This is a genomic window from Paenibacillus sonchi, from assembly GCF_016772475.1.
Taxonomy (GTDB): Bacteria; Bacillota; Bacilli; order Paenibacillales; family Paenibacillaceae; genus Paenibacillus_AQ; species Paenibacillus_AQ sonchi.
In genome coordinates this window covers 262,134-288,085 of the sequence record NZ_CP068595.1, presented here as the reverse complement: position 1 = coordinate 288,085, position 25,952 = coordinate 262,134, and the positions used below count along the sequence as shown (strand labels likewise).

At 51.2% G+C, this 25,952-nt stretch carries 28 protein-coding genes; 20 read left to right on the top strand and 8 right to left on the bottom strand.

Annotated features, from left to right (window positions below):
• Positions 1–242: 242 nt before the first annotated feature.
• The 4 genes from JI735_RS01350 to JI735_RS01335 all read right to left on the bottom strand — a co-directional run bounded on the left by JI735_RS01350 (position 243) and on the right by JI735_RS01335 (position 3,910).
• Positions 243–866, bottom strand: coding sequence for a hypothetical protein (locus tag JI735_RS01350; RefSeq protein WP_039832784.1), 624 nt, complete (start codon positions 864–866; stop codon positions 243–245).
• A 318-nt stretch (positions 867–1,184) separates the two neighbouring features.
• Positions 1,185–2,045 carry an ATP-dependent DNA ligase gene (locus tag JI735_RS01345; protein ID WP_325175569.1) on the bottom strand — a complete coding sequence of 287 codons (861 nt, stop codon included), beginning with the start codon at positions 2,043–2,045 and terminating at the stop codon, positions 1,185–1,187.
• 767 nt (positions 2,046–2,812) lie between these two features.
• Entirely contained in the window at positions 2,813–3,109 is a 297-nt protein-coding gene (locus JI735_RS01340) for a hypothetical protein (protein ID WP_039832782.1), read from the bottom strand.
• Between the two features lie 117 nt (positions 3,110–3,226).
• On the bottom strand, positions 3,227–3,910 hold the full coding sequence (locus JI735_RS01335) for an SOS response-associated peptidase (protein ID WP_039832781.1): 684 nt from the start codon (positions 3,908–3,910) through the stop codon (positions 3,227–3,229).
• An 85-nt stretch (positions 3,911–3,995) separates the two neighbouring features.
• Between JI735_RS01335 and JI735_RS01330 the strand changes: the two genes are divergently transcribed.
• The 5 genes from JI735_RS01330 (at position 3,996) to JI735_RS01310 (ending at position 7,243) form a co-directional block, all read left to right on the top strand.
• Entirely contained in the window at positions 3,996–4,475 is a 480-nt protein-coding gene (locus tag JI735_RS01330) for a 2-thiouracil desulfurase family protein (protein ID WP_039832780.1), read from the top strand.
• A gap of 197 nt (positions 4,476–4,672) precedes the next feature.
• Entirely contained in the window at positions 4,673–5,818 is a 1,146-nt protein-coding gene (locus JI735_RS01325; RefSeq protein ID WP_039832779.1) for a cysteine desulfurase family protein, read from the top strand.
• 102 nt (positions 5,819–5,920) lie between these two features.
• Positions 5,921–6,442: a PRC-barrel domain-containing protein gene (locus JI735_RS01320; protein WP_020428076.1), complete on the top strand. Its 522-nt coding sequence runs from the start codon at positions 5,921–5,923 to the stop codon at positions 6,440–6,442.
• A gap of 14 nt (positions 6,443–6,456) precedes the next feature.
• Complete coding sequence (locus JI735_RS01315) at positions 6,457–6,672, top strand: hypothetical protein (protein ID WP_202676951.1); 216 nt, start codon at positions 6,457–6,459, stop codon at positions 6,670–6,672.
• A 301-nt stretch (positions 6,673–6,973) separates the two neighbouring features.
• The gene (locus JI735_RS01310) at positions 6,974–7,243 is read left to right on the top strand and encodes an S-layer homology domain-containing protein (RefSeq protein WP_202676949.1); all 270 of its coding nucleotides are present in this window, start codon (positions 6,974–6,976) and stop codon (positions 7,241–7,243) included.
• Here the strand turns inward: JI735_RS01310 and JI735_RS01305 are convergent.
• Positions 7,234–7,389 (bottom strand): hypothetical protein, encoded by a 156-nt coding sequence (locus JI735_RS01305; RefSeq protein ID WP_157771235.1) that lies wholly within the window; start codon positions 7,387–7,389, stop codon positions 7,234–7,236. The genes JI735_RS01310 and JI735_RS01305 overlap by 10 nt on opposite strands.
• A 197-nt stretch (positions 7,390–7,586) precedes the next feature.
• Between JI735_RS01305 and JI735_RS01300 the strand changes: the two genes are divergently transcribed.
• The 4 genes from JI735_RS01300 (at position 7,587) to leuS (ending at position 12,600) form a co-directional block, all read left to right on the top strand.
• Positions 7,587–8,654, top strand: coding sequence for an AI-2E family transporter (locus JI735_RS01300; protein ID WP_039832774.1), 1,068 nt, complete (start codon positions 7,587–7,589; stop codon positions 8,652–8,654).
• Positions 8,655–8,707: 53 nt separating this feature from the next.
• Positions 8,708–8,893 carry an AraC family transcriptional regulator gene (locus tag JI735_RS01295; protein ID WP_039832773.1) on the top strand — a complete coding sequence of 62 codons (186 nt, stop codon included), beginning with the start codon at positions 8,708–8,710 and terminating at the stop codon, positions 8,891–8,893.
• A 653-nt stretch (positions 8,894–9,546) separates the two neighbouring features.
• Entirely contained in the window at positions 9,547–9,753 is a 207-nt protein-coding gene (locus tag JI735_RS01290) for a hypothetical protein (protein ID WP_039832772.1), read from the top strand.
• Between the two features lie 399 nt (positions 9,754–10,152).
• Positions 10,153–12,600: a leucine--tRNA ligase gene (gene leuS, locus JI735_RS01285; RefSeq protein ID WP_039832771.1), complete on the top strand. Its 2,448-nt coding sequence runs from the start codon at positions 10,153–10,155 to the stop codon at positions 12,598–12,600.
• A gap of 104 nt (positions 12,601–12,704) precedes the next feature.
• Here the strand turns inward: leuS and comER are convergent, their stop codons facing one another.
• Positions 12,705–13,553, bottom strand: coding sequence for a late competence protein ComER (gene comER / locus JI735_RS01280; protein ID WP_039832770.1), 849 nt, complete (start codon positions 13,551–13,553; stop codon positions 12,705–12,707).
• Between the two features lie 141 nt (positions 13,554–13,694).
• On the opposite strand from comER, the gene JI735_RS01275 reads away from it, so the two are divergent.
• From JI735_RS01275 to JI735_RS35165, 4 genes are all read left to right on the top strand, one after another.
• A complete protein-coding gene (locus tag JI735_RS01275) occupies positions 13,695–14,420 on the top strand; it encodes a ComEA family DNA-binding protein (RefSeq protein ID WP_051051437.1) in 726 nt (241 codons plus the stop codon).
• A 168-nt stretch (positions 14,421–14,588) separates the two neighbouring features.
• A complete protein-coding gene (locus tag JI735_RS01270) occupies positions 14,589–15,107 on the top strand; it encodes a deoxycytidylate deaminase (protein ID WP_020428096.1) in 519 nt (172 codons plus the stop codon).
• Positions 15,108–15,350: 243 nt separating this feature from the next.
• A complete protein-coding gene (locus JI735_RS01265; protein ID WP_233476201.1) occupies positions 15,351–17,297 on the top strand; it encodes a ComEC/Rec2 family competence protein in 1,947 nt (648 codons plus the stop codon).
• Positions 17,279–17,995 carry a ComEC/Rec2 family competence protein gene (locus JI735_RS35165; protein ID WP_325175612.1) on the top strand — a complete coding sequence of 239 codons (717 nt, stop codon included), beginning with the start codon at positions 17,279–17,281 and terminating at the stop codon, positions 17,993–17,995. Before JI735_RS01265 ends, JI735_RS35165 begins: the two co-directional genes overlap by 19 nt.
• Positions 17,996–18,148: 153 nt before the next feature.
• Here the strand turns inward: JI735_RS35165 and JI735_RS01260 are convergent, their stop codons facing one another.
• Positions 18,149–18,469: a hypothetical protein gene (locus JI735_RS01260; protein ID WP_157771234.1), complete on the bottom strand. Its 321-nt coding sequence runs from the start codon at positions 18,467–18,469 to the stop codon at positions 18,149–18,151.
• Positions 18,470–18,799: 330 nt separating this feature from the next.
• Here JI735_RS01260 and JI735_RS01255 point away from each other — a divergent pair, with 330 nt between their 5' ends.
• From JI735_RS01255 to JI735_RS36770, 4 genes are all read left to right on the top strand, one after another.
• A complete protein-coding gene (locus tag JI735_RS01255; protein ID WP_051051436.1) occupies positions 18,800–19,336 on the top strand; it encodes an RNA polymerase sigma factor in 537 nt (178 codons plus the stop codon).
• Entirely contained in the window at positions 19,333–20,487 is a 1,155-nt protein-coding gene (locus tag JI735_RS01250) for a hypothetical protein (protein ID WP_039832768.1), read from the top strand. Before JI735_RS01255 ends, JI735_RS01250 begins: the two co-directional genes overlap by 4 nt.
• A 156-nt stretch (positions 20,488–20,643) precedes the next feature.
• Positions 20,644–21,246, top strand: a complete 603-nt coding sequence (locus tag JI735_RS36775; protein ID WP_267919105.1) for a LacI family DNA-binding transcriptional regulator — start codon at positions 20,644–20,646, stop codon at positions 21,244–21,246.
• A complete protein-coding gene (locus tag JI735_RS36770) occupies positions 21,243–21,668 on the top strand; it encodes a substrate-binding domain-containing protein (protein ID WP_267919104.1) in 426 nt (141 codons plus the stop codon). The genes JI735_RS36775 and JI735_RS36770 overlap by 4 nt, the downstream gene beginning before the upstream one ends.
• Before the next feature lie 116 nt (positions 21,669–21,784).
• Here JI735_RS36770 and JI735_RS01240 read toward each other — a convergent pair whose 3' ends face one another.
• Positions 21,785–22,738, bottom strand: coding sequence for a sugar kinase (locus JI735_RS01240; protein ID WP_039832766.1), 954 nt, complete (start codon positions 22,736–22,738; stop codon positions 21,785–21,787).
• A 347-nt stretch (positions 22,739–23,085) separates the two neighbouring features.
• Here JI735_RS01240 and JI735_RS01235 point away from each other — a divergent pair, with 347 nt between their 5' ends.
• The 3 genes from JI735_RS01235 (at position 23,086) to JI735_RS01225 (ending at position 25,632) form a co-directional block, all read left to right on the top strand.
• Positions 23,086–23,727, top strand: a complete 642-nt coding sequence (locus tag JI735_RS01235; RefSeq protein ID WP_020428108.1) for a bifunctional 2-keto-4-hydroxyglutarate aldolase/2-keto-3-deoxy-6-phosphogluconate aldolase — start codon at positions 23,086–23,088, stop codon at positions 23,725–23,727.
• Positions 23,728–23,986: 259 nt separating this feature from the next.
• Positions 23,987–24,535 carry an RNA polymerase sigma factor gene (locus JI735_RS01230; RefSeq protein ID WP_020428109.1) on the top strand — a complete coding sequence of 183 codons (549 nt, stop codon included), beginning with the start codon at positions 23,987–23,989 and terminating at the stop codon, positions 24,533–24,535.
• Positions 24,532–25,632, top strand: a complete 1,101-nt coding sequence (locus tag JI735_RS01225) for an anti-sigma factor family protein (protein ID WP_202676948.1) — start codon at positions 24,532–24,534, stop codon at positions 25,630–25,632. Before JI735_RS01230 ends, JI735_RS01225 begins: the two co-directional genes overlap by 4 nt.
• Positions 25,633–25,952 lie beyond the last annotated feature (320 nt).

The window sequence follows — 25,952 nt, the reverse complement described above, 5'->3', positions numbered from 1 at the left end:
TGTTTACTTGCTTGATTAAATTTTGTTGGAGGAAATTTAAGGAGAATAATCCAATAATCAGAAACACAATATTGCGAATCAATTCTACTATAAAACTAATGCTTCTCATTCACTTCACCTTCTTTTATGTTGTTCATATGTTAGATGAAACCTGAAAAATTAATAAAGACAATGGCCAAAAGACGTTACTTAATATAAGTATACGTCTTTTGGCCATAGGTTAGTACTAGAAATTATTTTTTTTAGTTAAAACTAACACTGATTTTTTGTGAAGACTGGGCATCTTTAACAAATCCAAGAGGGACAGCTTGATAATACGCTACACTAGCGAGAAAGCTTCTTTCATCTAGGAATTTGTGGAAGTTAGCGTTTGAATTTTCTCCTTCTAGTGTGAAATCGGCAACAATACCAACGCCATCACTTCCGACTATTCCAAAACCTGTGAATTTAAGACTGTTTCCTACTTTTTCGTGATATGTCTGGTTAGTGTCCGAAGTGTTCATGTTTACGGATACTGTATTATTTACAATTCCAATATCTACTTTGACATACCCCTCGGTTCTTAAGGCAGAATAATTTCCTAATCCGTAACCAAAGAAATGATTTCCTTCACCCCAAGGAAGCGAAAATGTCGTTAAATCAGTATTTACGGGTGTAGCATATTTTTTTACGAAAGCTGCATCTTCCGGGGAAAATGGTTCGTTCAATTCATACTTTTGAGAGAATTCCGAAAGTTTAGACTGAATTTGTTCATTCGACAAGACCACTTCATTGCTTGTAACATCAGAAGTTTCTTCAGCAAAGGCGTTCGGGGCTAAAGACATGAATAACACTACAGTCATTAGTGACAATATGATTTTTTTCATCTTCCTAGCACCTCATATCTTTTTATTGTGAATGCTGGCCAGCAATTCAACCTTCTGTATAAAATACCTTAAATGGATACGGATATATTATATTGCCATAAAAATGAAGATACAAGAATATATATGTTAAAAAGATAGTTTTCTTTTTTGGCTAATTCGGTAACCTAAATTTAAAAGATCTAATCCCTAAAGCAAGTAAATCTCAAACGCTTGGGATTTTGAATTACAGATTGCCCCATCAGTGATAATCTATTATCGTCCGATAGCCATCGGCAAAAGCCCTGTCTACCTTAACTGGTGGGCGGGGCTTTTTTCTGTCTATACGATAAACCCTGTAAACACTGGACTCCGCAGCATGCCGGATTTGGTCCAGTTCCTCATTCGTACCCTCGCTCGCATCTGCGGCTCCAGGTAAACAAACTCTTTATCCTCGCTTTTAATCAACTGCCGAGCCATCCCGCGAAATGCCTGTCTATGGATCGTTGACGTTCCGTACTTAATAACCCCTGCAGGGCGCAGTCTACCGGACGGATCAGGTACTGCAGCAAGCCACCCAAATTCTTGCTTACGATAGCCTGTAATATACACCTCTGCATAGGTCCAGTTAATGATCTTCTGCCAGGCTGCAGATCGGCGGCCAGTTTCATATAAACTGTTCTTGCGCTTTGCGACTACACCTTCCATCGCACGGGCTTGCATTTGCGCAAATAACGCCTCGCCCATGCCCTCAACGTACGGGATCACGCCGAAATGGGCATTTGGAAGCGCCAGGCTTGCGAGGATCGCTTTGCGCTCCATCAGCGGCCTGTTGCGCAAGTCCTTGCCTTTATAGCGCAAGATATCAAAGACAACGTATGTTACCGGCAGCCTCTCCATAAGCCTGCGTATTTTATCCACGCGTTTTGTGTTTAATCGAGATGTGACAGCTTCGATATCTACCGCGCCGGTGACTGGATCAACGCATGCGATTTCGCCGTCAAGCGTTATATCGTGCGGGAAGAGTGCGCTTGTACTTCCATTTATTTCGGGGTACTGGCGTGTACATTCGTTGTTATGGCGCGTGTAAAGGTGGACGTGGCTGGCGTCAGGTTGATCATATATTAAACGATGGCCATCGATCTTTGGCTCATATATAAAAGCGTTTTGCGAAAACGGCCCTGGAGCCGTTTGCAGCAGCATAGGGGATATAAACATAGTTTCACCTCTACCTAATTATAAATGGCATTGGTAGAGGAAAGGACAGGGAAGTAATGGGTATAAAAATACCCGTCAACCTTCACCGGCGGGGTTTCTCCAATGTATTCAATTATTTCGGATATATCCCTGATCCCCAAAGCCACCATTACCTTTTAATAGAACCGCAGCATTGCCTGCATGAAAATGCTCTACTTCTGGGAGTAGTTACGACAGTTGTAAAATTACCAAGTTTAATACTAACTAAATTCCCTTATATTAACATTTTATATAAGGGAGTTTTTGATGATACTCAGTAATTTATCTACCTATTCATCTACCGCCTTACAAGTACTTTTAGAACCTTAGAGGGACTTATAGGCGTTTAAGTACTGATATATCCAACTTACAAGTACTTACAGAACCTTATAGAACCCTAGGAAACGCACTCGTAATGCGTAGGCGGGGGACAATTCACTAGCATCCTTAAGAAACCATACACAATGCGAAAAAGAGCCGTCGAGGATTGACCTGAAGCGGCTCTTTGTTGTTTTTAATTACCCACACTGTACCCACAAAATACCTTGTAGATTGATGTTTTTGGGTGTAGTTTGTACTCTTTGAGAAATCGCGGAAACCCTGATTCCATATAGGTTTATCTCGACTCTACTCGCATGGTGTAGGTGTCGAAATCTACATGTTCTATATATAGAGGGATTGTCGGGAACCCTTGGGGGACAAGGGCTTATTCAGACTGGATTGAAGCCTCTGCCTCATCCAACGAAAAATGGAAGCAAAAACAAAGCGGTAATGGCACCAAAGGGTATGCGTCTCGGAAAAAAGCGGCGGCGCGGATAGAAACCCGGATAGTACCCAAATTGCCTGTAAGTAGATGCATTGGCGGGCATTCCGTTCATTTGACCAATCATTTCGTTTGAGGGTACGGCCAGCGTAACGTAATCCTGGTCAACATGCGCAATAAACCCGTCATATTTCTGACCGTCAGTGGTAGTCACGCCAACATACTTGTTCATACAGTTCCAGGCGAGTTGTTGATAATTTGTATCCATGGATAACCTCCTCAAATGATATCTCCACAACAGTCTATGGACTTCAACCTATTGTGTTCACGGCGAATGCCTATATTTCAAAGATATCGGGATTATGGAGGTCTATTTATGGACTTTTTAGCCAGCGCTTTCATTCACCTCATCAACCAGTTCCTTAGCGTCATTCCGCACATTGCCCACCGCTGACGACACGGGATACGCGCGCATCTGCTCCGCGGCATAGGGCCGCAGCAGTTTCATCAGGTCCGGAACCTGACGGTTATTGCGGTCAAGCCACTCCGACTCTGCTTCGCGGCTGAGAATAACCGGCATCCGGTCATGGATATCCGCCATCAGACTGTTGGCCCCGGTGGTGATAATGGTGCAGGTGCTGAGCCTGTTGCCGCTGGCATCCATCCATATGTCGTACAGGCCGGCCATGGAAAAAAGCTCCCCGCTTTTCAGCGTAATCCGCATCGGCTGCTTCCTTCCGTTCTGCTGTTTCCATTCATAGAATCCGTCTGCCGGGATGATGCAGCGGCGCGTACTGATCAGGTTTCTGAAGGCAGGCTTGTCCTGGAGCGATTCACTGCGTGCATTGATCATTTTGCTGCCGATTTTGTCCTCTTTGGCCCAGGAGGGAACAAGCCCCCAGCGCAGCTCTCCGAGCCTGTTCTGTTTGCCGTCATGAATGACCGCCGGGATAGACTGCATCGGGGCCGCGTTGTATTTCGGCGCATAATGGACAATCGTGGTGTCCTCAATCAAATACCACAGCATCAATTCTTCCAAGCTTACGGTAATGGTATATCTTCCGCACATTTTGCAGTACCCCCTTGTGTCTCTGAAGGTTATATTGTTCTATTATAAATGAAGTTATGGAATAAATGCGAAGGAGAGAAATTCCATGATAATCGTGAGCTCCTGCCTGGCAGGAATGAAGGTAAGGTACAACAGTACAGATTGTTTGGATGAGACGATTCACCAGCTGCTGGATAATAACCGGGCGGTGGCGGTATGCCCCGAGCTTCTTGGCGGGTTCTCCACTCCGAGAGAGCCGGCGGAAATTGTTGGCGGTGATGGGGGAGCCGTGCTGGACGGAACTGCGAAGGTGATGGACCGGCTGGGTAACGATGTCTCCGAAATGTATATCCAAGGTGCCTATAAAACGCTGGAGCAGGCACGAAACGCAGGAGCGTCGATTGTAGTTCTCAAAGAAAACAGCCCTTCCTGCGGGAGCTCCATGATCTACAATGGCGCATTTGCGGGGCAGAAAATTCCGGGTGAGGGTGTGACCGCTGCGCTGCTCAGACGAAATGGCATCGAGGTGATTTCTGAGGAACAGCTCCCCGCCAGATTGGGAGAAATGGGATCCCTGGATAAATAACGAGCCGTTTCGTACTAAAAGGCTGTTTCAGGTGCACGTATGCTCGCAACAATTTTTAGGATATTGCTCCCGGCAGCCCCCGGCTACTTATTACAATATTGTGTTTATTGACAGGTGGTAAAAGAACAGGTTCAGCGTTATAATCGAGTAGTCCTGTATGAAAATCCTGAATAAAGAAGAAGCGGAGAACCATCGTCATGAAACCGATCTATTTGGACCACGCCGCCTCGACCCCGGTGCATCCGGAGGTGGCGAAGGTCATGTACAATATGCTGCTTGAGCAGTTTGGCAATGCATCCAGTGTGCATACATACGGGCGTTCTGCCAAAAAGATTATCAATAGCGCGCGCGACACTATTGCGGGCTTTTTGGGCTGTGCGCCGGATGAATGGGTATTCACCAGCGGCGGCACCGAGAGTGATAATCTCGCCCTTTTCGGTGCGGCTTCGGCTTCGGCCCACAAAGGGAAACATATCATTACGACAGCTGTAGAGCATCATGCGGTCCTGCACACCTGTGAAGCGCTGGAGAAGCAGGGCTTTTCGGTTACTTATCTGCCGGTCAATACGGAAGGGCGTGTATCTGCTGCCGATGTAGAAGCGGCTTTGCGGGAAGATACGGTGCTGATCAGTGTGATGTTTGCGAATAATGAGGTAGGAACTGTAGAACCTATACAAGAGATTGGCAGATTAGCCGCAGAGCGCGGCATCCTGTTCCATGTCGACGCCGTACAGGTTCTTGGTTTACTGCCTGTTACTCTTCACGAGCTTCCAGTGGATTATATGAGCTTCACCGCTCACAAGATCAATGGCCCTCAAGGGATCGGCGGTCTCTATGTCCGGCGCGGCGCTCCCTTGCAGCCAAGACAGCATGGCGGACTGCAGGAGCGCGGCAGACGGGCAGGGACCGAAAGCCTTGCAGGTGCTGCCGGATTTGCCAAGGCCGTAGAGCTTGCGGTTACGGGGCTGGAGCAGCGGAGGGAGAAGGCGGTAACGCTGAGGACAGTGCTGCTGCAGGAACTCGACCGCCGGATCGGCCGAGAGAGCTACGTCATCAACGGGGACAAGCAGCATTTTTTGCCGGGGATCCTGAATCTGAGCTTTCCTGGAGTGAGCACCGATGTAATGCTGATGAATCTGGATATGGAGGGGATTGCAGCCGCAAGCGGTTCGGCCTGTACTTCAGGCTCCCTGGAAATCTCACATGTGCTGCAGGCGATGAAGCTTCCGGATGAACTTTTGAATTCGGCGATTCGTTTCAGCACAGGTTTGGGTAATACTAATGAAGAAATGGAGTACGTGGCCCAAAAAGTTGAAACCATCCTGGAACGGCTGCGTAAGTAAGACTGGGCTGTTTTGCAGCCTTGTCGCCGTTTTAGGGTTTGAGTGTTCTTCAACTGTGAGGGAAACCGTAAGTACACTCAAAGTGAGGGGACATTAACAGCCATGAAACTTCAAGAAATGATCGGCTTGGCTGTATACGAGGTTGAAGAAGGTAACGAAATCGGCAAAATTGTCGACATATTACTGGATTCAAATTGGAATATTACGGGTATTGAACTGGAAAGCAAAGCTTTTTTCTCCAGTCATGTGAAAGTTGTGGCATGGGAAGATATTGTCGCTTACGGCGAGGATGCTGTCATGATCCGCAGTAAAGAGTCGATTGTCAAGGCCGATACTGACCATATACCCTATACATTCCTTCTGGGAAAAAAGAAATTGAAGGATCTTCAGGTGCTTACGGCATCCGGAACGATTCTTGGCCGGGTATCCGATGTTTATTTTGACCAGAAGTTGGGAAACACAATAGTAGCGCTGGAAATCAGTGACGGGCTAGTAACTGATTTGATCGAAGGCCGCAAATGGCTGCCTTGTTCTGAAGGAATGTCCATTGGGGAGAATTCGGTGCTGGTTCCCGCGATGAGCGAAGAACGGCTTCAAAAAGCCATTAATATTGTTAACGGATAGGTGGAATGTATTATATGAAGTGTCCAAACTGCAACTCCAAGGATATCGGCAAGATTGGTTCCCACCAGTTCTATTGCTGGGGCTGCTTCATCGAACTGACAGTCAACGGCGAGAAAATGTCGGTGTATCAGGTGGAAGAAGACGGTACACTCAGCTCGCTTGACGATCTGTTCTCCGGGAAGAGATTGCCCAGGATTATCCGCAGATCCATGCATCTTCCTGATCCTTAGCCTGGTTCATGCTCCAAATGAGTTACATAGACTCACCGCGCCCAATCCCTGGCGGCTGCTGCAGCCGCTTGAGGATTGGGCTTTTTGCTTTTTTTTACGGAAGTTGCATCTTTGTTATACGCCCTAAGGAATTGGTATGTTACCTGCAGGGAGCGGACCCTATACTGAAATCGACCGGCAGCAACGCCGGAATTCTATCAGGATCTTACCGTAAAGGAATATCCAAATTTCTAATTGCGGTTATGCTGCTGTAAGGGCTTCAGTTTCCGGGAAACACGGACCGGCACAAGCAGCAGCGGGGATGGACAGGTTTCCCGGATCAGCCGCAAGCGCAGGCGGCACTCCTGCAGCCGGAACGGCAGCGTTTGCCGATATGAACGGGCATTGGGCTGCGCCGGCGGTGGACAGGCTGGCAGCCACCGGGATTTTGCAAGGCGACGGCCAGGGACAATTTGGGCCGGGCAGTCTCCCGCGCAGAAATGGCAGTCATACTGAGCCGGGCTTTTCGGCTGGAGGCTGCCTCGCAGACGGTGCTGGCCGCGCAGGCGGACGGGACAGCGGTCAGGAATAGCCGTCGGCTTTTTGCCAGGTTACGGGATTGAAGTAGGTCAGAGGCTCATAGAAGACGGTGGCCGCCGAAACAGGCGGAGTTCCTGCCAGCATTCCGGCAAGCAGCAGAGTCAGAGCAACGCTGTACAATTTTTTCAGCATTTTCATAGAAAAACATCCCTCCTTAAAATGAAAGCGTTTTTACAATATGATTTTAGCCAGCGCCAGCTCCGTCCGCCATACCAATTTCCGAACCTGGATAACAAAAAAACAACTTTTGTTTGAAAAAAAGGTTATTTCGTCCCCCTCCCACACATACTGATATTGCATGCCTGTCTTAGGGTGAATACATCAGGAGGGATAATATGGAGGAGTGGTCCCACAGTAAATGGTTCCGCTGGATGATCGGAGTCCTGCTCGCCCTGATCATTTTATATTTTGTATGGCTGCTCCGTCCAATGCTGCAGGGAGTCTTCCAGTTTCTAAAAGCCATCCTTGCGCCGTTTCTGGCAGCTATGATCATTTCATATGTGCTGAACCCGGTAGTCAGTATGCTTGCCGGACGCAAAATGCCGCGCAGTGTGGCCGTGCTGCTGATCTATGCTGTATTTCTGACCTCGCTGGCGGTTATCCTCATCAATCTGATTCCCATGTTCATCGAGCAGCTTGAAGAATTGAACGAGCATTTGCCGGAAATAACGCTGCATGCGCAGGGCCTGATGCGGAACATGAATACCAGGCTGATTCCGCCGGGAGTCGAGATGGGTATGAACAACTGGTTCTTTAAGCTGGAAAGCCGTCTGGCCGGCGGCATCTCCCATTTTCTCGATAACATTGGTTCGACTATTGGCGTGCTGTTTGACGCCTTTATCGTGCCTTTTCTGGTGTTCTACATTTTGAAGGATTTTGATGTCTTCGAACGGACCGTGGTCTCCTGTCTGCCGCGCTCGCGCCGGAAATCGATTGTCAAGATGCTGAGGGATATCGATGACGCGCTTGGTAACTATATCCGCGGACAATTTCTGGTCTGCATCATCATCGGGGTGCTGGCCTATATCGGCTATGCGATCATCGGTATGCCCTATGCGCTGCTGTTCGCCTGTGTGGTGGCGGTGTTCAATATCGTTCCGTATATGGGACCGTTTCTGGGGGCGGCGCCCGCGATTGTGATGGCTTCCACCCTATCGCTGCGCCTGGTGCTGCTGGTTGCCGTCGTAAACACCCTGTGCCAGATGCTGGAGAGCAATGTCATATCGCCGCAGGTGGTGGGCCGCAGGCTGCATCTGCATCCGCTGCTGATTATTTTTGCGCTGCTGGTGGGTGGGGAGGTGGCCGGAATGATTGGCCTGATTCTGGCGGTGCCGGTTTTTGCGGCCGGAAAAGTCGTAATTCAGCACATAATGGCTTATTATATTAAGCGAAAGCCGGTTTAGGCGGAGAGGCTTTTGCTTGAAGACGAAGCGCCATTGCAGAGCTGTACAAGCCGTTGCGCAAGGACGTTATTGAGCGGGTGCGCGAGGCAGGCAGGATTCTGCAGCAGCGGATGGAGCAGCCCCCTTCTCTGCTGGAATTGTCCGGGCTGGCCGGAATCAGCGATTCCAAACTCAAATTCGGCTTCAGAGAACTGTACGGTACTACAGTCTTTTCTTTTTATTTCACCTGTATTACATAAAGCCGGCCTTTCCATTGCGCTTTCCATCAACATAGAAACGATAGTCTGGCTCACACCGGCCATGCTTGGGATTCTGCTCTATCAAGCCCGGAGGCAGACCGGTACATTTTCATTAAAGGGCATTATGTCATACCGTCAAAAGCTGCCTCTGCGGCATTATCTCATTCTCGTCCCCGTAGTCCCCATGTACCTCGTCGTATGGCGGACCAAAACATTTACACCGGCATAGTTGCCCATGTACTGCTCAACCTGATTTCCCCTCTGTCGCTATACAGCTTGTATTTCAGATAATTCCAACGTTGACTATAGTCAAAGCTTTTAGTTATAATGTTGTGTAATATTACAGTTAGCATTTGAATAGTTGTTCGAAGAAGAGGATTATTAATTCGCGGAACGTTATGGCAGAGAGCCGGTGCTGTGGTGCAAGCCGGTTAACGGAACGGATGAACTCACCTCCGAGTAACGGCGCAAGCCGCAGGCCCCGCAAGGCAAATGATGCGGAAGCCAGTGTGTGAACTGTCGTCGCCTCACCCCCGTTACAGGGTGTCAAAGTGAGTGGCAGGTAAAGTATACCCAGCCGCTAACTAGGGTGGTACCACGGGAATTCAAACCTCTCGTCCCTAGCGATCATACGCTAGGGATGGGAGGTTTTTTTGCAAGAATTTATATGTTTAGGAGGAAGGTTTACCCCTTATTTAATTGGAAAACTGAGGTTTCCTATTGTGGGGAGAGCTAGGGAAGGTGAAGTGGAATTAGTACACTTAAATGAAACAAAAAAGCCCCTAAAAGAGGGAATAGTGGGAAAAAGTAAACTTAAAATGAACAAATTTCCGGGTAAGCGTGCGAATGGGGCAAATTAGTTGTCCTTTTTCCACTTAACATTAGCGGGGAAGCGGGATGGAGGGATTTAAGTTTACTTTTTCCACTTGAATTAGTTACAGGCCCGGCCGGGAGAAGTGTGGGAGGTAATGTCTGGCTAGGCGGATTGCGCTTCAACACCAGCAGAAATGCCGTTGTTGAAGCGGCGAAGAAATTTTGGAGCTGGAGCAACATAGTGGCTGCCTGAAAGCTTTCCGCAGGAAAGCTCGCATCGGAAGCATACGCTATACTCGGATTTCAACCGCTTAGTGTGAGATCAGAAATCCGGGTATAACAGCGGGCGGAAGCCCAAACATTTCTGGTAGTGACCCTCCTCTACAATGTTTTTTAAAAATTTGCAGGTTTAACTAAGTAAGCAACACTCCAAGGAGGAGCATAAGATGAGCGACAACAACACAGCAAACACAGCCCCAGGCTACCGTGCCCAAACTATCGAGCCTAAATGGCAGAAGTTCTGGGATGAGAACAAGACTTTTAAGACAGGTGAAGATGCAGGCAAACCGAAATTCTACGCACTGGATATGTTCCCGTATCCATCAGGCGCAGGGCTGCATGTAGGACACCCGGAAGGCTACACGGCGACGGATATCGTCTCCCGCTACAAGAGGATGCGCGGCTACAACGTGCTGCACCCGATGGGCTGGGATGCCTTCGGACTTCCGGCTGAGCAATATGCGATGGATACCGGGCAGCATCCGCGCGAGATTACATTTAAGAACATCGATAATTTCCGCCGCCAGATCAAATCGCTGGGCTTCTCCTATGACTGGGACCGCGAGATCAGCACAACCGATCCGGAGTACTACAAATGGACACAGTGGATTTTTATTCAGCTGTATAACCGCGGACTGGCCTATGTGGCAGAGGTGTCGGTCAATTGGTGTGAGGCCCTGGGGACAGTGCTGGCAAATGAAGAGGTTATCGACGGCAAAAGCGAGCGCGGCGGCCATCCCGTGGTCCGCAGACCGATGCGCCAGTGGATTCTGAAAATTACAGAATACGCGGAACGCCTCCTGGAGGATCTGGAAGAGCTGGACTGGGAAGAAAGCATTAAGGATATGCAGCGCAATTGGATCGGCAAGTCAACCGGCGCTGAAGTAATCTTCGCCATTGCAGGCCATGATGCCAGCCTGGAGGTATTCACCACCCGCCCGGACACCTTGTTCGGCGCAAGCTACTGTGTGCTGGCACCCGAGCATAAGCTGGTAGATCTCATCACTACAGAAGAGCAGAAGGCGGCAGTCGCGGAATACCGCGATAAGGCTTCACGCAAAAGTGACCTTGAGCGTACGGATCTGGCCAAGGAAAAATCCGGTGTCTTCACGGGTGCCTACGCGGTTAATCCGGTAAACGGCGCCCAGGTGCCGATCTGGATCGCGGATTACGTGCTTGCCGGTTATGGAACGGGAGCCATTATGGCGGTGCCGGGACATGATTCCCGCGACTGGGAATTCGCCAAGCAGTTTGGCCTGAATATTCTTGAAGTGGTACAGGGCGGCAATGTTGAGGAAGAAGCTTACAGCGGCGACGGTCCGCATGTGAATTCCGGCTTCCTGAATGGCCTGGATAACAAAGAGGCCATTGCGAAGATGATCGCCTGGCTTGAAGAAAAGGGCAGCGGCAAAGGGAAAGTAACCTACCGCCTGCGCGACTGGCTGTTCAGCCGCCAGCGCTATTGGGGCGAGCCGATTCCGATTCTGCACCTGGAAGACGGCACGATGAAGACAGTCCCTGTAGATCAGCTCCCGCTGCTGCTGCCGGAAGTAGATTCGATCCGGCCTTCAGGCACGGGAGAATCCCCGCTGGCCAATGTGACGGAGTGGGTTGAAACGATTGATCCGGAGACCGGCATGAAAGCCCGCCGCGAGACGAACACCATGCCGCAATGGGCCGGCAGCTGCTGGTATTACCTGCGTTATATTGATCCCCGCAACGACAAGGAGCTGTGTTCGCCGGAGAAGCAGAAGGAATGGCTGCCCGTTGACCTGTATATCGGCGGAGCTGAGCATGCGGTATTGCATTTGCTCTATGCCCGTTTTTGGCACAAGGTGCTGTATGATATCGGTGTTGTGGATACGAAGGAGCCGTTCCACAAGCTGGTGAACCAGGGCATGATCCTGGGCAATAACAATGAAAAGATGAGTAAATCGCGCGGCAATGTCATCAATCCGGACGAAATTGTGGAAGCTTATGGCGCGGATACGCTGCGTGTCTATGAGATGTTCATGGGGCCATTGGAAGCAACAAAGCCATGGAATGAAAAAGGCGTCGAAGGCATCCACCGCTTCCTCTCCCGCGTATGGCGTCTGTTCGTGAATGAGGACGGCAGCATCAGCGCGAAGATTACCCAAGGCGGCGGCACCGACGAGTTCAAACGGACCTGGCACAAGACGCTCAAGAAGGTTACTGAGGATTTCGAGCAGCTGCGCTTCAATACGGCGATCAGCCAGCTGATGATCTTCATCAATGATGCCTATAAGCAGGAGACCTTGTCCACCGAAGCGGCAGAGCATTTCGTGCAGATGCTGTCGCCGCTTGCACCGCATATTGCGGAGGAACTGTGGCAGCTGCTGGGACATGAAGGCAGTATCAGCTATGTGGCTTGGCCGGCTTATGATGAAGCCTGGACAGTGGATGCTGAAGTGGAAATTGTTGTTCAGGTGAATGGAAAAATCGTGCAGCGCGCGCTGATCCCGCAGGACATGGGTCAGGAGGATATGCAGAACCATGCGCTGTCGCTTCCGAATGTGAAGACAGCCGTAGAGGGCAAAACCGTACGCAAAATCATTGCGGTTCCCGGCAAGCTGGTCAATATTGTAGTGGGTTAAGCGAAGAACGCATTTTTGCCCGCAGCAACGGAGTCATCCGTGCTGCGGGCTTTCTTGGTTTGGGGCGTTTTACTCTATCCTCCCCCCTTTAGTTAAGGTGGATTTTAGCGGTCCAGCGGAGCCTGAATGATGCCGCCACGGCCATATAATGCGTCCAGCTTTTCGACATCCTCATCATATTTATCATGTGTTGTGAGGATCAGCCGTTCAAAAACCCCCTCCAGACTGGTACGGAGATGGCTCAGCGCTTCCGCTGTAATGCCGCCGGGCACGGCGACCCTCTCCTGCAGCTCCTGCGGAGAGAATTCGCCTTCCGTCAGCAGCTTGCCTGTGCCGAGCAGCATCTCTCCCGCCAGCCGGGTGATCAGCTCTTCATCAATGCCCGTAGCTTCTACTGCGGCTTCAATCCACCGCTCAAGAAAAAAACTGATGAATGCGGGACCGCAGCTGGAGAAATCAGAGGCAATCCGGGTATGCATCTCCTGAATTTCTATTGGCACGCCTATAAAAGACAGCAGCCGCTGCAGCATGAGCCTGTCTTTTGTATTAAGCCTGCTGCCAAATATGCAAAGCGAAGTCCCGCTTTTGACACGGTGGGTGATACTGGGAATGACTTTGGCTATTTTGGATGGCAGAGCGGATTCCAGATGGTGGAGCATTACTGGGCTGGTGATAGACACGACAATCTGCTCGCTGCGTAAAGAAGATGAGATTTCATCCGTAAGAGTTTTGAATTCCAGCGGTTTTACACAGATGAAGACAATATCGCTTCCTTGTGCAGTCTCTTGGTTGCTGCCGATGGAGATGCCAGGATGGCGCTGTTGAAGCTGCAGAAGCCTGTTCGGGCTGCGGTTGCTGGCCAGCACATCACATGGCTCAAGCGCACCCGAAGACAGAAAGGCGTCAATGAGCAGACTGCCCATGCTGCCTGTTCCGATAAATCCCACCTTCATCTAGGGTACCCTCCTTTCTGGTGTGGCTGTAGCCTTGCAGGAATACTCTTCGTTAAATGTATGCGCCGGGGTCTTGGACAAATGACTGGTTTCAATCATAACTTTGTATAAAATTCCAGTATGGTATAGGGGGACAGGTTCATGAATGTAAAAAAGATAACTTCTATGATGGCTGCTGCACTGCTTGGCGGTGGATTGATCTGGGCGGCCGGCCGGGAAGAGGATAACGGCATTGCTGGCTGGGAGTCAATGAACGTCAGTATGGCCCAGGCGCTGGGGGTGGCGGACAAGCCAAATACAACAGTAGCCGCCGGGGCTGAAGGGGGAGAGGCAAGGAACACGAAGGAAGCTGCCGTGGACAAGGAAGCTGATGTGGACAAGGAAGCTGCCGTGGACAAGGGGGCTGCAGTTGGCGGAGGGGAGACGGGCTCCGGTTTGAAAGGAACACCCGATACAGCGGAGGCGGGGTCTGCGGGCGATATGGTGAACGGAAGTATAGCTGGAGCCGCTGGGGGCGGCGGCGCAGCGGCAACCGCAGCAGGGAATGCGTCGTCACCCATAGCGGAGGCCAGAGATGCAGCTGGGACCGTCTCCAGCAGTGCGGTTTCCACTAGCGCAGCTTCCACCAGCACAGCTTCCAATAGCACGACTTCTACCGGCCAGGCTTCTACTGACGGCAGAATCAACGTCAACACTGCGGATGCTGCAGCGCTGATGGATCTCCCTGGCATTGGCGGGAAGAAAGCGCAGGCGATAATAGATTACCGCAGCAGCAAAGGGGCTTTTCACAGCTTGTCGGATTTGGGTGAGGTGAAGGGGATCGGGCCGAAAATGCTGGAGAAGCTGGAGCCGCTGGTTAGTTTTTAAGCTGGACGGAGCAGCGCCCGGAGGGCAGCATTCATTCGTGAGACAGCTAAAGGATTAGCTTCGTAAGCAGGTTTTCCGTCTGTTTTTCCGTACCGGATGTCCTAGTGAAAGCCTGCTGCAATATGCTACAATAATGAACAACTATTGAAGAGAAAGTGGAGATTGCTGATGACTGTAGCCTACCGCAAGAATTGGGATACTTATTTCATGGATATTGCCTGCATGGTCTCCACACGCTCGCGCTGCCCCCGCCGGCATGTCGGCGCGGTCCTCGTACAGGGCAAGAAGCTGTTGGGTACGGCGTATAATGGAGCACCTATGGGTGTGCCGGATTGTTCCGAGGCGGGATGTATGGTTTCGGAGCAGTATGAACGCGAACTCGTTAACGGTGTGGAGACGATGGTGAAGAAGCAGCGCTGCATCCGCACCATTCACGCTGAGCAGAACCTGCTGCTGTTCACGGACCGGAGCGACCGGGAGGGCAGCACCGTCTATGTCACCGATGAACCCTGCTGGACCTGCGCCAATATGCTGGCCAACAGCGGGATTGTCGAGATCGTCTATCTGCGTCCTTACCGCAAGGACATGGAGAAGGTGGAAGCTATGCTGGCCTCCAAAGGCATTATTTTCCGTCAGTTGGAAAACTATGAACCGCCGAAGGAAACGATGATCACCGTATCGGAATAGCAGGCAGGCGACGTTAGCCGAAAGAATAAGCTGCAAGCTTCAGGGAAGAACCTCTGCGCACACGACTTTTGTGTATGCAGGGGTTCTTTTTGCTGTATTCGGACTTCGGCCTATGAGCATCTGTGTGAGATCGGCGGAAACAGTGGGAGCGGAATATAGCTTATGTGGGAAAAAGTACCACTAATTCGGTTAAAAGCAGCTGTATGGGAGGATTAGGCATGAATTAGGTAGGGAGGGATATACATGAAAAAAAGACCGTTGTTAAGCTTTACGGTGTGCTGGGTCATCGGAAGTGCGGCAGGCTGTCTGTTCTCTGGATATAAGCTGCTGATTTATTCAGCGGGTTGTCTGCTGCTGCTTGCAATCTGTGCTGTCAGCGGGAGAAGCGGCTGGAAAATCTCAGTTATGCTGGGGCTGTCACTCGTTGCTGCCACCCTGTATTGGGAATGGAACGAAGGAAGAAATGTCAGCCTGCTCCCGTTGGCATTCGGGCAATCCACGGCTGAGCTGAACGAATCTTATGTAACTGCAGAAGGGCAAATTGTCTCTCCCGTGGAACGGGATGGGGACCGGGTGGATTTTACTGTGAAGCTGTCGCGGATGGGGCTGGACCGGAAAAAAGTTGAAGGCGAGCTCATCGCTGTACAAATCACGCTCCAGGCTGAGTCGGAAATCGCTGTTGCCGCCGGATGGAAGAGGGGAGACCGGGTGGCCGTCCAGGGAGAACTGAAGCAGCCGGGGGAAGCGCGAAACTTCGGCGGGTTTGATTACCGCGCATATCTGCTGACGCAGAGAATTCACTGGCTGCTCAAGGGGGAGGGGACGGCAAGCGTACAGGCTGTTCCGCCGGATTCCTGGGGTCTCTCCAGCATTCTGCGCTGGAATGATGACGTGCGGGCCGCGCTTGGAGCCGGGATGGACCGTCTGTTTCATGAGCCGCATGCGGGGTACATGAAGGGGCTTGTCCTTGGCTTGCAGGACGATCTGGATGAAGAAACGTTCAAGCAGTTCTCGCAGCTGGGGCTGACGCATATACTGGCGATCTCGGGAATGCATGTGGCAGTGGTGGTCGGAGTGATTTTATTTATCCTAAGGAGATTACGTTTCACCAGAGAAACAGCACTGACTGTGACGATAGTATTGATACCTGTATATGTGCTGCTGTCCGGTGCCGGGCCGTCCATTGTGCGGGCAGGAATTATGAGCATGATTGCCCTGCTCGCTGCACGGTTTGGCATGCTGAAGGACGGAATGAATATTCTCGCGGCCGCAGCGCTGATGATGCTGGTCTGGAATTCGTATCTGCTGCTCAGCGTAAGCTTTCAGCTGTCTTTTCTGGTGACCGCAGGACTCATGGTGTATGTTCCCCTGATGAACCCGCTGCTGTGTAGGCTGCCCCGCTGGCTGAGCAGCACGGTTTCAGTCACACTGGTGGCACAGCTTGTGTCTTTTCCGCTGACCGTCTACTATTTCAACCAGTTTTCCTTGCTTTCCTTCGCCGCCAATCTGCTGTTTGTGCCCTTTATTACCTTTCTGGTACTGCCGCTCGGGACGGCAGCCCTGCTGCTTGTCTGCTTCTGGCAGGCTGGTGCAGGTGTGCTTGCACATGCTGTGGAACTGATGAATGATGCCACATTTAGCGCGGTGGGGTGGATGAACGGGTTTTCGGGCGGTGTGCTGATCTGGAGTTCACCCTCCTTGCTGTGGATCTGCAGCTATTATGGCCTGCTCTATGGAATTCTCTATGCCATGAAGCGGCGTGCCGAGGCCCGGCTGGCCCCGCAGGTCATGGAGGATGAGACCAAACCGTTGACGGAGCTGGATCAACTTCAAGACAGCAGAGGAAGAAGTGTACGGGATGCTGGGATATGGAGCGGAGCCGGAGGAAACCTGCAGCCTAACCCCTTCCAGATGCCAGAGTCCATGCGCTGGAGCGGGCCGTCAGCTCTCTTATGTGCAGTTGGATTAGCACTGCTGCTGTACAGGGGGTATCACTCGGAGCAGCTTGGAGGTGCCGGAGCCGTCAGCTACCTGGATGTGGGGCAGGGTGACAGTATTCTGATTACCACCCCCGGCGGAGCCCATATTCTGGTTGATGGCGGCGGCACGGTCAGCTTTGGCAAAAGGAAGCGTGGCGCGTCCGCCGCAGTCCGTTTGAGGTTGGAGCCAAAATCCTGCTGCCGCTGCTGAAGCAGCGGGGCATTCACCGCCTGGACGCCATCATCCTGACCCATGGCGACCAGGACCATGCCGGGGGACTCCAGGCAGTATTGGAGGGAATGCCTGTTTCGGCGCTGCTGTTCAATGGAACGCTCGCCAAGGGGGATTCCTACAGCAAGCTGATGAACACAGCGCTCGCCGCAGGTGTCCGGCTGTATCCGGTGAAGCAGGGACAGGCGCTTGCTCCGGATGATAAGACGGAGCTGATGTTCCTGTGGCCGGACCCGCACAAGGCAGGGGAGGCTAAGCTCCTGGAGGTGGGGGACCAGAATCACAAGTCGGTGGCCTTCCGGCTGGAGATGAACGGGCGGAGCTTTCTTTTTACAGGGGATATGGACAAGGCGGCAGAGGATGCGATCCTGCTGGACGGGAAGAAGGCCGGAGCTATACAAGGTGGTCCGATTGATGTACTGAAAGTGGCCCATCACGGCAGCAAAACCGCAACAGGTGCAGACTGGCTGGAATTCTGGAACCCCGGCGCAGCCGTAATTTCGGCAGGCGTTAACAATCTGTATGGGCATCCCAATGGCGATGTGCTTAGGCGCCTGGCTGACAGCAGCACTGCTGTATACCGGACCGATCTGCAGGGGGAGATCCAGATGGAGGTCCGGCTGGAGGGGATCGCGGTGCGTCATAAGCTGGAGCCGGGAAAAAGAGCCGCAGAATGACACCGCCAAGGTATATTGCGGCAGTGGATTTTGATGATAACACGGGCGTTGAAGAGTATTCGGGGCTGAATTGCAAAGAATCCCCTTCTGCTAGAGGGGGACCCGGATTTGTATTGCTGGTTATATTCGTTCTTATTGCGCCACGGAGACAGCTCAGACTTTCCGCACCCTGAGAAGATCCGGTTTGCTTTCTATGATTTCCAGCTGTTGCGGGGCGAGGCCGGGGGATTCATAGGAGACATGGATCACTTGATCCTTCGTTTGCTCCCATTCGCCCTTTATGATAGCTGGAGCCTCACTCCGGCGGGGGACAAGTCTGGAGAAGGTTCCGTCCTGTCTGATTTCTATCTCTTCACGATCTTGGAAAGAAGCAAACGAATTACCGGCTGGGCGATAGACTGCAATGCCATTGGCATCTTCCTCATAAGCATGCTGCCATGTTCCAAAAACCTCTAATGGGGGCTGTTCCATCATCGTATCCTCCTCATAGTTTTAATAATGGATGGTCTAATCTGGCTTCTGGGCATTGCTGCTATAATCATCGCCTTTATTCATCCCTTCCGGCCTGGAAAATATGCGGATTCCGGACCGGAAATTGACCTTCTATGGGGAGGCAACTTCTTCATTCACGAAGAATACACATGATCCCGGCTTTCCTGCAGCAGCTTCGCATAATACCCGCCGCGTTTATTTTGGTACATATATCTTTTCGTTTTGTTTACGTCGAAAATTTCGTTAATTATCCCTTAAATCCGAGGGAACCATTTGCGGCCTGAAGAGTCTTATTGGCAAGAGGTGAGAAAGATGCAGAGCAAAGAACTGCCCTATGCCGTGGCCTATGTGCCGATCATGACGCTGCGGGAGATGATGGAGACTTACGGGTCGGATGTGTGGCATTATGCTTTTTTTCTGACCCGCAGCCGGGAGCAGGCAAATGATATCAGCCAGGAGGTGTTCTTGAAGGCTTACAAAGGCATCGGCAAATACCGCGGCGAAGCTGCGCTAAAAACCTGGCTGCTGACGATTACACGCAATACGGCGTTCAGCTTCAGGCGGAACAGCTTCTGGCGCAGATTTATTCCGCTTGGCGACCGGCAAGGGCCTGGACAGGCCCCTTCCGCAGAAAAGGAAGCGATCGGCAACCAGTATGTCAGCCACATCTGGGAGATTATTATGATGCTGCCGGATAAGTACCGGGAGGTGCTGGTGCTGGATATCCAGCAGGATCTGTCCGTGGCAGAGATGTCTGCCCTGCTCGGCATTGCCCAGGGGACAGTCAAATCCCGGCTGGCCCGGGCCAGGGACAAGGTAAGAACGGCGATGAAGGAGGAGGACCTATGACCACAGGACATAAAGAGGAAGAGAACATGATAATGACCGGAGAAAAGGAATGGTATGCTCAAGCCGGCCGAAGTCCTTTTGCGGAGGATGGATTTACTCCGGAGCTGATGGCCCGGATTGAAGCAGCTGCGGACAGCAATGGGACGTCTAAGTCTAAATTCCGTTCCGGCAAAAGCCTCGGCCTCACCTGCCTGGCCGCTCTCCTGCTGTTCGGCGTTCTGATATGGCCTCTGGGCGAGTGGGACAAAGGGGACTACGTAGCGAAGCTTTCGTCGCTCTGGAACACTGCTACTGGCGCGGCGGTTCAGTCTACGGCGTCTCCACAGACGTATAACCCGCCCGTTGGCTCTGCGGAGTTTGAGATTAACGGGTTGAAGTACTACATGCCTCTGCCGCTGGACAGAAGCAAGGAGCGTGCTTTTGCTGTAGAAACATCCTTAGGCATTGTATGGTCACCGCCTCCGCCAAGGGTGGATTACCTCAAACCGAAATATACGCACAATACAGAACCCTACACACTTTATTTGACCCCTAAGGGCCATTCCGAGTTGTCGGCCAATTCGGCCAAAAGAATATATACATTCCCTCTGTATGCAGGAGGGGCGCAGACCTATTTTGATTTGGGATACATTTATGGGGCCGGAGATTATCTTTTGTTTTCCCACAACGCTTATACACTGGGAGCGGAGCGGAAGCCTAACACAGGCAAGTTTTCCGTTATAGATCTCAGAAAGGCTGAGGCAGGGGAGTTGATTGTTCCCAGAGAGCTCCTGACGGTTGACTCAGCTTATGGTTTGTACAAATCCTTCATGGCTATTGACCAGGACAGGGAGGAATTACTGCTTGTTGATTACACTGAGGATGGAAAAGGCGGATATACGCAGCATAATAAGCTGTATGATATTGCAACAGGCAATTTTCAGGTACTCACTGGGGACATTACTACGTTGAAGAACGAACGGCCTGCTAAGACTCATTACGGCGAAATCAGTACAGATAAGAAAGCGGATTATTTCGTGGCACATTATGAAGTAAACGGGGAGCAGCGTTCGGTGGAGATTAATATGTTAACCGGCCGGCAATGGTTCTACGACTGGTGGTACGAGGAATACGGTGAGAAGATAGATCCGTCTGTAATGTCTAATCAATAGCCCCATCCGCAACTTCTAATAATGATTACTAGATAATTTACTAAAAAAAAGCTATACTTTTTGATGAGTTCAGAAAGTATGGCTTTTCTGCGTAGTCGCTCTTGCCGGGCGGTTTGGGGAAGCCGGTGTTTTTTTATACAGAGTGGAGCGGAAAAGATGAAGAAGCTGACGATTGAAGATGTCGCCCAAAAGGCGGGAGTGTCGAAAAGCACGGTCTCGCAATTTTTGAATAAACGGTTCAAATATATGAGCGAAGCGACCAAAAACCGCATCGCCGAGGTCATTGAAGAGCTGAATTATCAGCCGAACGGCCTCGCACGCAGCCTCAAGCAGAACCGTACGCATATGGTTGGCATTATTGTGGCGAATATCGATTATTCGCTGTCGGTCCAGTGTATCCGGGCGATTGAGAATGAGCTGCAGCGCCATGGCATACAGGTGATTATCTGCAATAGCGACGAGAATGCGGACAAGGAGAACACTCACGTAGAGGCGCTGGTAGCCCGCCAGGTGGACGGGTTGATCATTTTTCCGGCCGGGGACAATCCGTCTCCCTATTCCCGTCTGATCGAAGCGGAGTATCCCCTTGTCTTTATGGACCGGCTGGTGGAGGGGATCACCACTCAGAGTCTGCTGCTCGATAACGAAATGGCCGTCAAAACAGCCATCAAAGAGCTGACGGGGAAGGGTCATGAGGCGATTGCTATTTTGTCGCTTCCCCTCGGCGAACATGCGATTACCCCCGCAAGGAGCGGATGAGCGGCTACAAAAAGGCCATGGAGGAAGCGGGCCTCGCGATGAATGACCGGTACGTGCGCAGTGTGCCCAGAGAGGCGATTGCTTCGGCGCTGGACGAGCTGCTGAGCCTGCCGCAGCCGCCGACGGCGCTGCTTGCAGCCAATGATCTGGTGCTGGGGGAGATCCTGAAATATGCAAACCGCCATTCCATAACGATTCCCGGCCAGTTGTCCGTGATCGGGATTGATGATGCCGAGTTTGCCCGGATCTACAATCCGGCGATCACAACGATCCGTCAGCCTGCCTATGAGATGGGGATGCAGGCTGCCAAAATCATGCTCTCCCTGATCGAGGCACAGGAGGCTGCTGTGCCGATTACCTACCGGTTTCCGCCTGCGCTGCAGCAGGGACAATCCGTGCAGGCTCCGCCGGGGACCAAGTAAAACATATGTTTCAAAGCTTCACAGTGTTCACCGCAACAAAAAGCCCTTCACAGCCTGGCTAAGACTGTGAAGGGCTTTTATCTGCGCACATAAACCATGAGGGAGATGTGGTTTGCTTATACGCTGGTCTTCATAAACTTTTCCAGGCTGTCCCGGTCCGGCAGCCCATCCATATCCCCAGGGGACATCACGGCGAGCGCGCCGATGGCGTTGCCGCGCTTCACAGCTTCCGCTACAGTCAGCTTCTCAAGCATAGCGCTGATCACGCCGACTGCGAATCCGTCTCCAGCTCCTACAGTATCGACTACAGTCTCAACCTTGAATCCGCCGACATACCCTTCTTCACCGGAGGAGGTCTTGTAATAAGCGCCCTCAGGTCCAAGCTTGATAACCACCAGGGATACGCCGCGTTCCAGATAATAGCCGGCAATTTCTTCCGGTGTATCCAGGCCGGTAAGGGTTTTGCCTTCGCTGTGGCCCGGCAGGAACCAGTCGCAGCGTGCTGCCAGATCGTTGATGGTGTTCACCATGGTTTCTGTATCCGGCCAGAGTACCGGGCGCAGATTCGGATCGAGAGAGACGGTTTTGCCGCTCTTTTTCATAAATTCCATAGCATGCAGGGAGAATTCATGGCAGGTCTTTGACAGTGCCGCAGAAATACTGGTCACATGCAGATGCCCGGCGGAAGCGAAATAGGACTCATCAAAATCGGACAAGCTCAGCTTGGAGGCAGCAGAATTTTTGCGGAAATATTCAACCTTGGGGTCTCCGGTAAGCACCTTGGATTTGACCAGCATACCTGTCGGGAATTCCTTGGTATAAGTGATGCTGTCGGTGTTAATCTGTTCTTTGTTCAGCGCACCGGCGATAAATTGGCCGAAGTTATCTTCGCCAAGCTTGGTTACATATCCGGTCTTGTGCCCCAGGCGGGATAATCCGGTTGCCACATTGCTCTCCGCCCCGGCCAGAGCTTTGGAAAAAGAAGTCACCTCGTTCAGCGGGCCCGCCTCATTGGCATAAAACATCGCCATCGGTTCCCCGAACGTAACTGCATCCAGCTGTTTGCTCATGAATAGTTCCTCCTCAGGGTAAAGATGCAACCCCTGTATAAATGAATTATGATTAGTAATTTGAAATTATCACATAAATCGGTTTTCTACAATAAGACATCCCTCATTTCGGTTAAATAAATTAGCCTTATGAAATCACGAGGAATGTGTTAATCCTTATTTCATAAGGAGATTTTCGTTTTTATCGAGATTTTACGGTCTGTTCACATAAATATATATTGACGGCAGGAGACATTATTATTACTATCTTCTTAGAGGATTTTGGCTTATGGTTAGTAAATTAGATAAAATAGTTTATCTAAATAAATATTCTTATTTCGGGGATTGACCAAGAAAGGGAGTTTATGATGAAGAAAATAAAAGTATTGCAGAACATTACATCCGTTGGTGTGGTAGCTGTAATCCGCGCCGACAATGCCGATGATGCTGTCAAGATGTCCGCTGCCTGTATTGAAGGCGGGCTGAACAACATTGAAGTTACCTTTACAACTCCGGATGCCGATGTGGCGATCAAACGCCTGGCAGCCGAATACGGCAGCCGTGCGGTGATCGGCGCAGGTACGGTACTTGATCCGCTTACTGCAAGAATCGCCATTCTGGCCGGTTCGGAATTTGTCGTCAGCCCTTCTTTTGAAGAAGAAACCGCCAAAATGTGCAATCTCTACGGTATCCCCTATATGCCGGGCTGCATGACATTAAATGAAATGAAGGAAGCGCTGAAGCTGGGCGTGGATGTGCTGAAGCTGTTCCCGGGCAGCGCCTTCGGACCGGATTATGTGAAGGCCGTCAAAGGGCCGATGCCGCATGTGAACATTATGCCTACCGGCGGTGTGGATCTGAACAACATGGAGAAATGGATCGCGAACGGCTGTATCGCTGTGGGCATCGGAGGCAACCTGACCGCTCCGGCCAAGGAAGGGCGCTACGATCAGATCACCGAGCTGGCCGCCAAATATGTGGCGAAGTTCAAGGAAATCAAAGGCGCTTAAAATTCAGCTTAAGTGACAAAAATTTTAAATGTTTGGTTGAACAACAGCCGGTTTTCACCTGAAAAAGGTGCAATCGGCTGTTTTGCGTGCTTTCTGATTTCATTATTGTAACCATCTTCACTAAAAGAGTATTTGAATGATTCGAGCTTCCCCTGTATGCTTAGTAAGGATTATGGATTAACAAAAATAATGATTACAGGCTTGCAACAATTTCGCAGTCTTGCGCGTCAGTAAGATTGCATAGAGAGGGGGAACCTTCGTGGTGGAGCAGGGACTCATCAGAGCCGCTCAATCGGGCGATCGCGACGCTCTAATCACCCTATTGCGAGAAATTGAAGGACATGTATATAAGACGGCCTTCTACATTCTTCATAATGAACAGGATGCTTTGGATGCTTCACAGGAGGCGCTTATCCGCGTGTATACCAAAATCGGTTCCTACGAGGAAAAAGCCCAGTTCAAAACATGGGTACAGCGGATTGTGACCAACATATGCATTGACAAGTTCAGAAGAACCAAACCTACAGTTTCCATTGATGAACATGAAATGGTGTTTCCGGATAAACATGATGTGGAACGTGAAGTGTTGTCCGGTTACCTGGCGGAGGATATACGAGAGGCGATTGACCAGCTTCCGGAACATCACCGGACAGTAATCGTTCTGCGGTATTTGCAGGATTTTTCTTACAACGAGATTGCAGACTCGCTGGATCTGCCTCTGAACACGGTAAAATCGTATTTGTTCCGGGCCAGGCAGCAGCTGCAGAACAGACTTCAGGAGTATCAGAAAGGTGGTGTATCAGGATGAAATGCGCGGAGGTGATGGAATGGATGCACCGCTATCTGGATCATGATTTGAGCCAAGAAGAAATAATTGAAATGTTCCGTCATATCGACAATTGTCCTTCGTGCGCGGATGTCTATGACCGTCTGAGCACGCTCTCCCGGCAGCTTGAGCAGTTGCCGGACGTGAAGCCCCCTTTCAGTCTCGTTGACTCGATCATGCCACGGCTCGATGAGCTGGACCGCGGCGTTCAGGAACCGGTCATGACGAGCACCGATGAATCCAATGTCGTTCCGCTCTCTCGCAAAAGCAGCCATAGCAAAATCCCGAAGGGATCTTCAATGGCGGCACGGACAGGCATTGGTGCAGTGGCGGCGGCAATTATCCTGCTGATTGCTATTTTCAACATGCCTGAGAACATGCCGGCGGCAGATGTCGAGCAGGCGCTTAATCAGAGTGCAGATACAGGTTCCTCTTTGCAAAAAAGTATAGTGTCCACTGAACCTTCCCAGGAGGCGGGCCAGGTGGGCAGTGCGGATGGTGCGACAGGCTCCGCAGGTCAGGAAGACCCGGCGCAGGACAACATGTTTTCAGCCGGCGGCAGCGGCGATAATACTTCCGGCGGGACTGAGGATCTGACTGCTCCATCCACGGCACCATCTCAAGATGCTCCGGCTGTGGCGCCTGAGACCACCAAGAAGCCGGACGCCTTGAAGAGACAGACGCAGAAGCCCGACAAGGCTGCAGCCACACCTGCTGCTACACCTGCGGCGAGGAATTATGTAATTAGCAGTCCTGATACCAACGGAGATACCAATGCACAGGACAGCGCGCCCAAGAAGGGCAAAATGGAGGCCGGCGATTCGGACTCCGGCAAAGATATCCAGCCTTCACCAACAGAATTCGGGATCATGAACATGATGCCCGCAATGGTTGCGGCTTCACCTGCAACATCGCCGGATGGACGTTTTGACGCCGAGCTTGCGGGACAGCAGCTTGTAATCTATTCCGTACCGGAGGGTGCTTCCAGAGACGAGAGGAAGGCGCTGACCTCCCTCCCCCTGGAGGGGAATGGGTTTCCGGTGAGTGGTCGGAGGACAGCCGTGAGTTCACCTATGTGACGACCCAGAACGGCAGCGAAATTAGGAAGACCTACACTGTGCCGGATTCGGCTGCGACCGGGGCTCCTTCTGCTTCGCAGACGGTTTCTCCTACTGCAACTACAACACCTGTGCCTACTCCGGACCCATCACCGTCTGCAAAATAATCGCAGAGTGGAACTTTTTATGCGGCAGTGGAATATGCTATGGTAAGAGGACAGGAGATACAGGGATCGTGAGAACCATCGGTATGACCGCCGGTCGGAAAGTTTCTAGAGCTTTTCCTTCCGTCGTTTATATAGATGCGCCGCGGGAACGGAGCAACTTTGGCCATAGCTGCC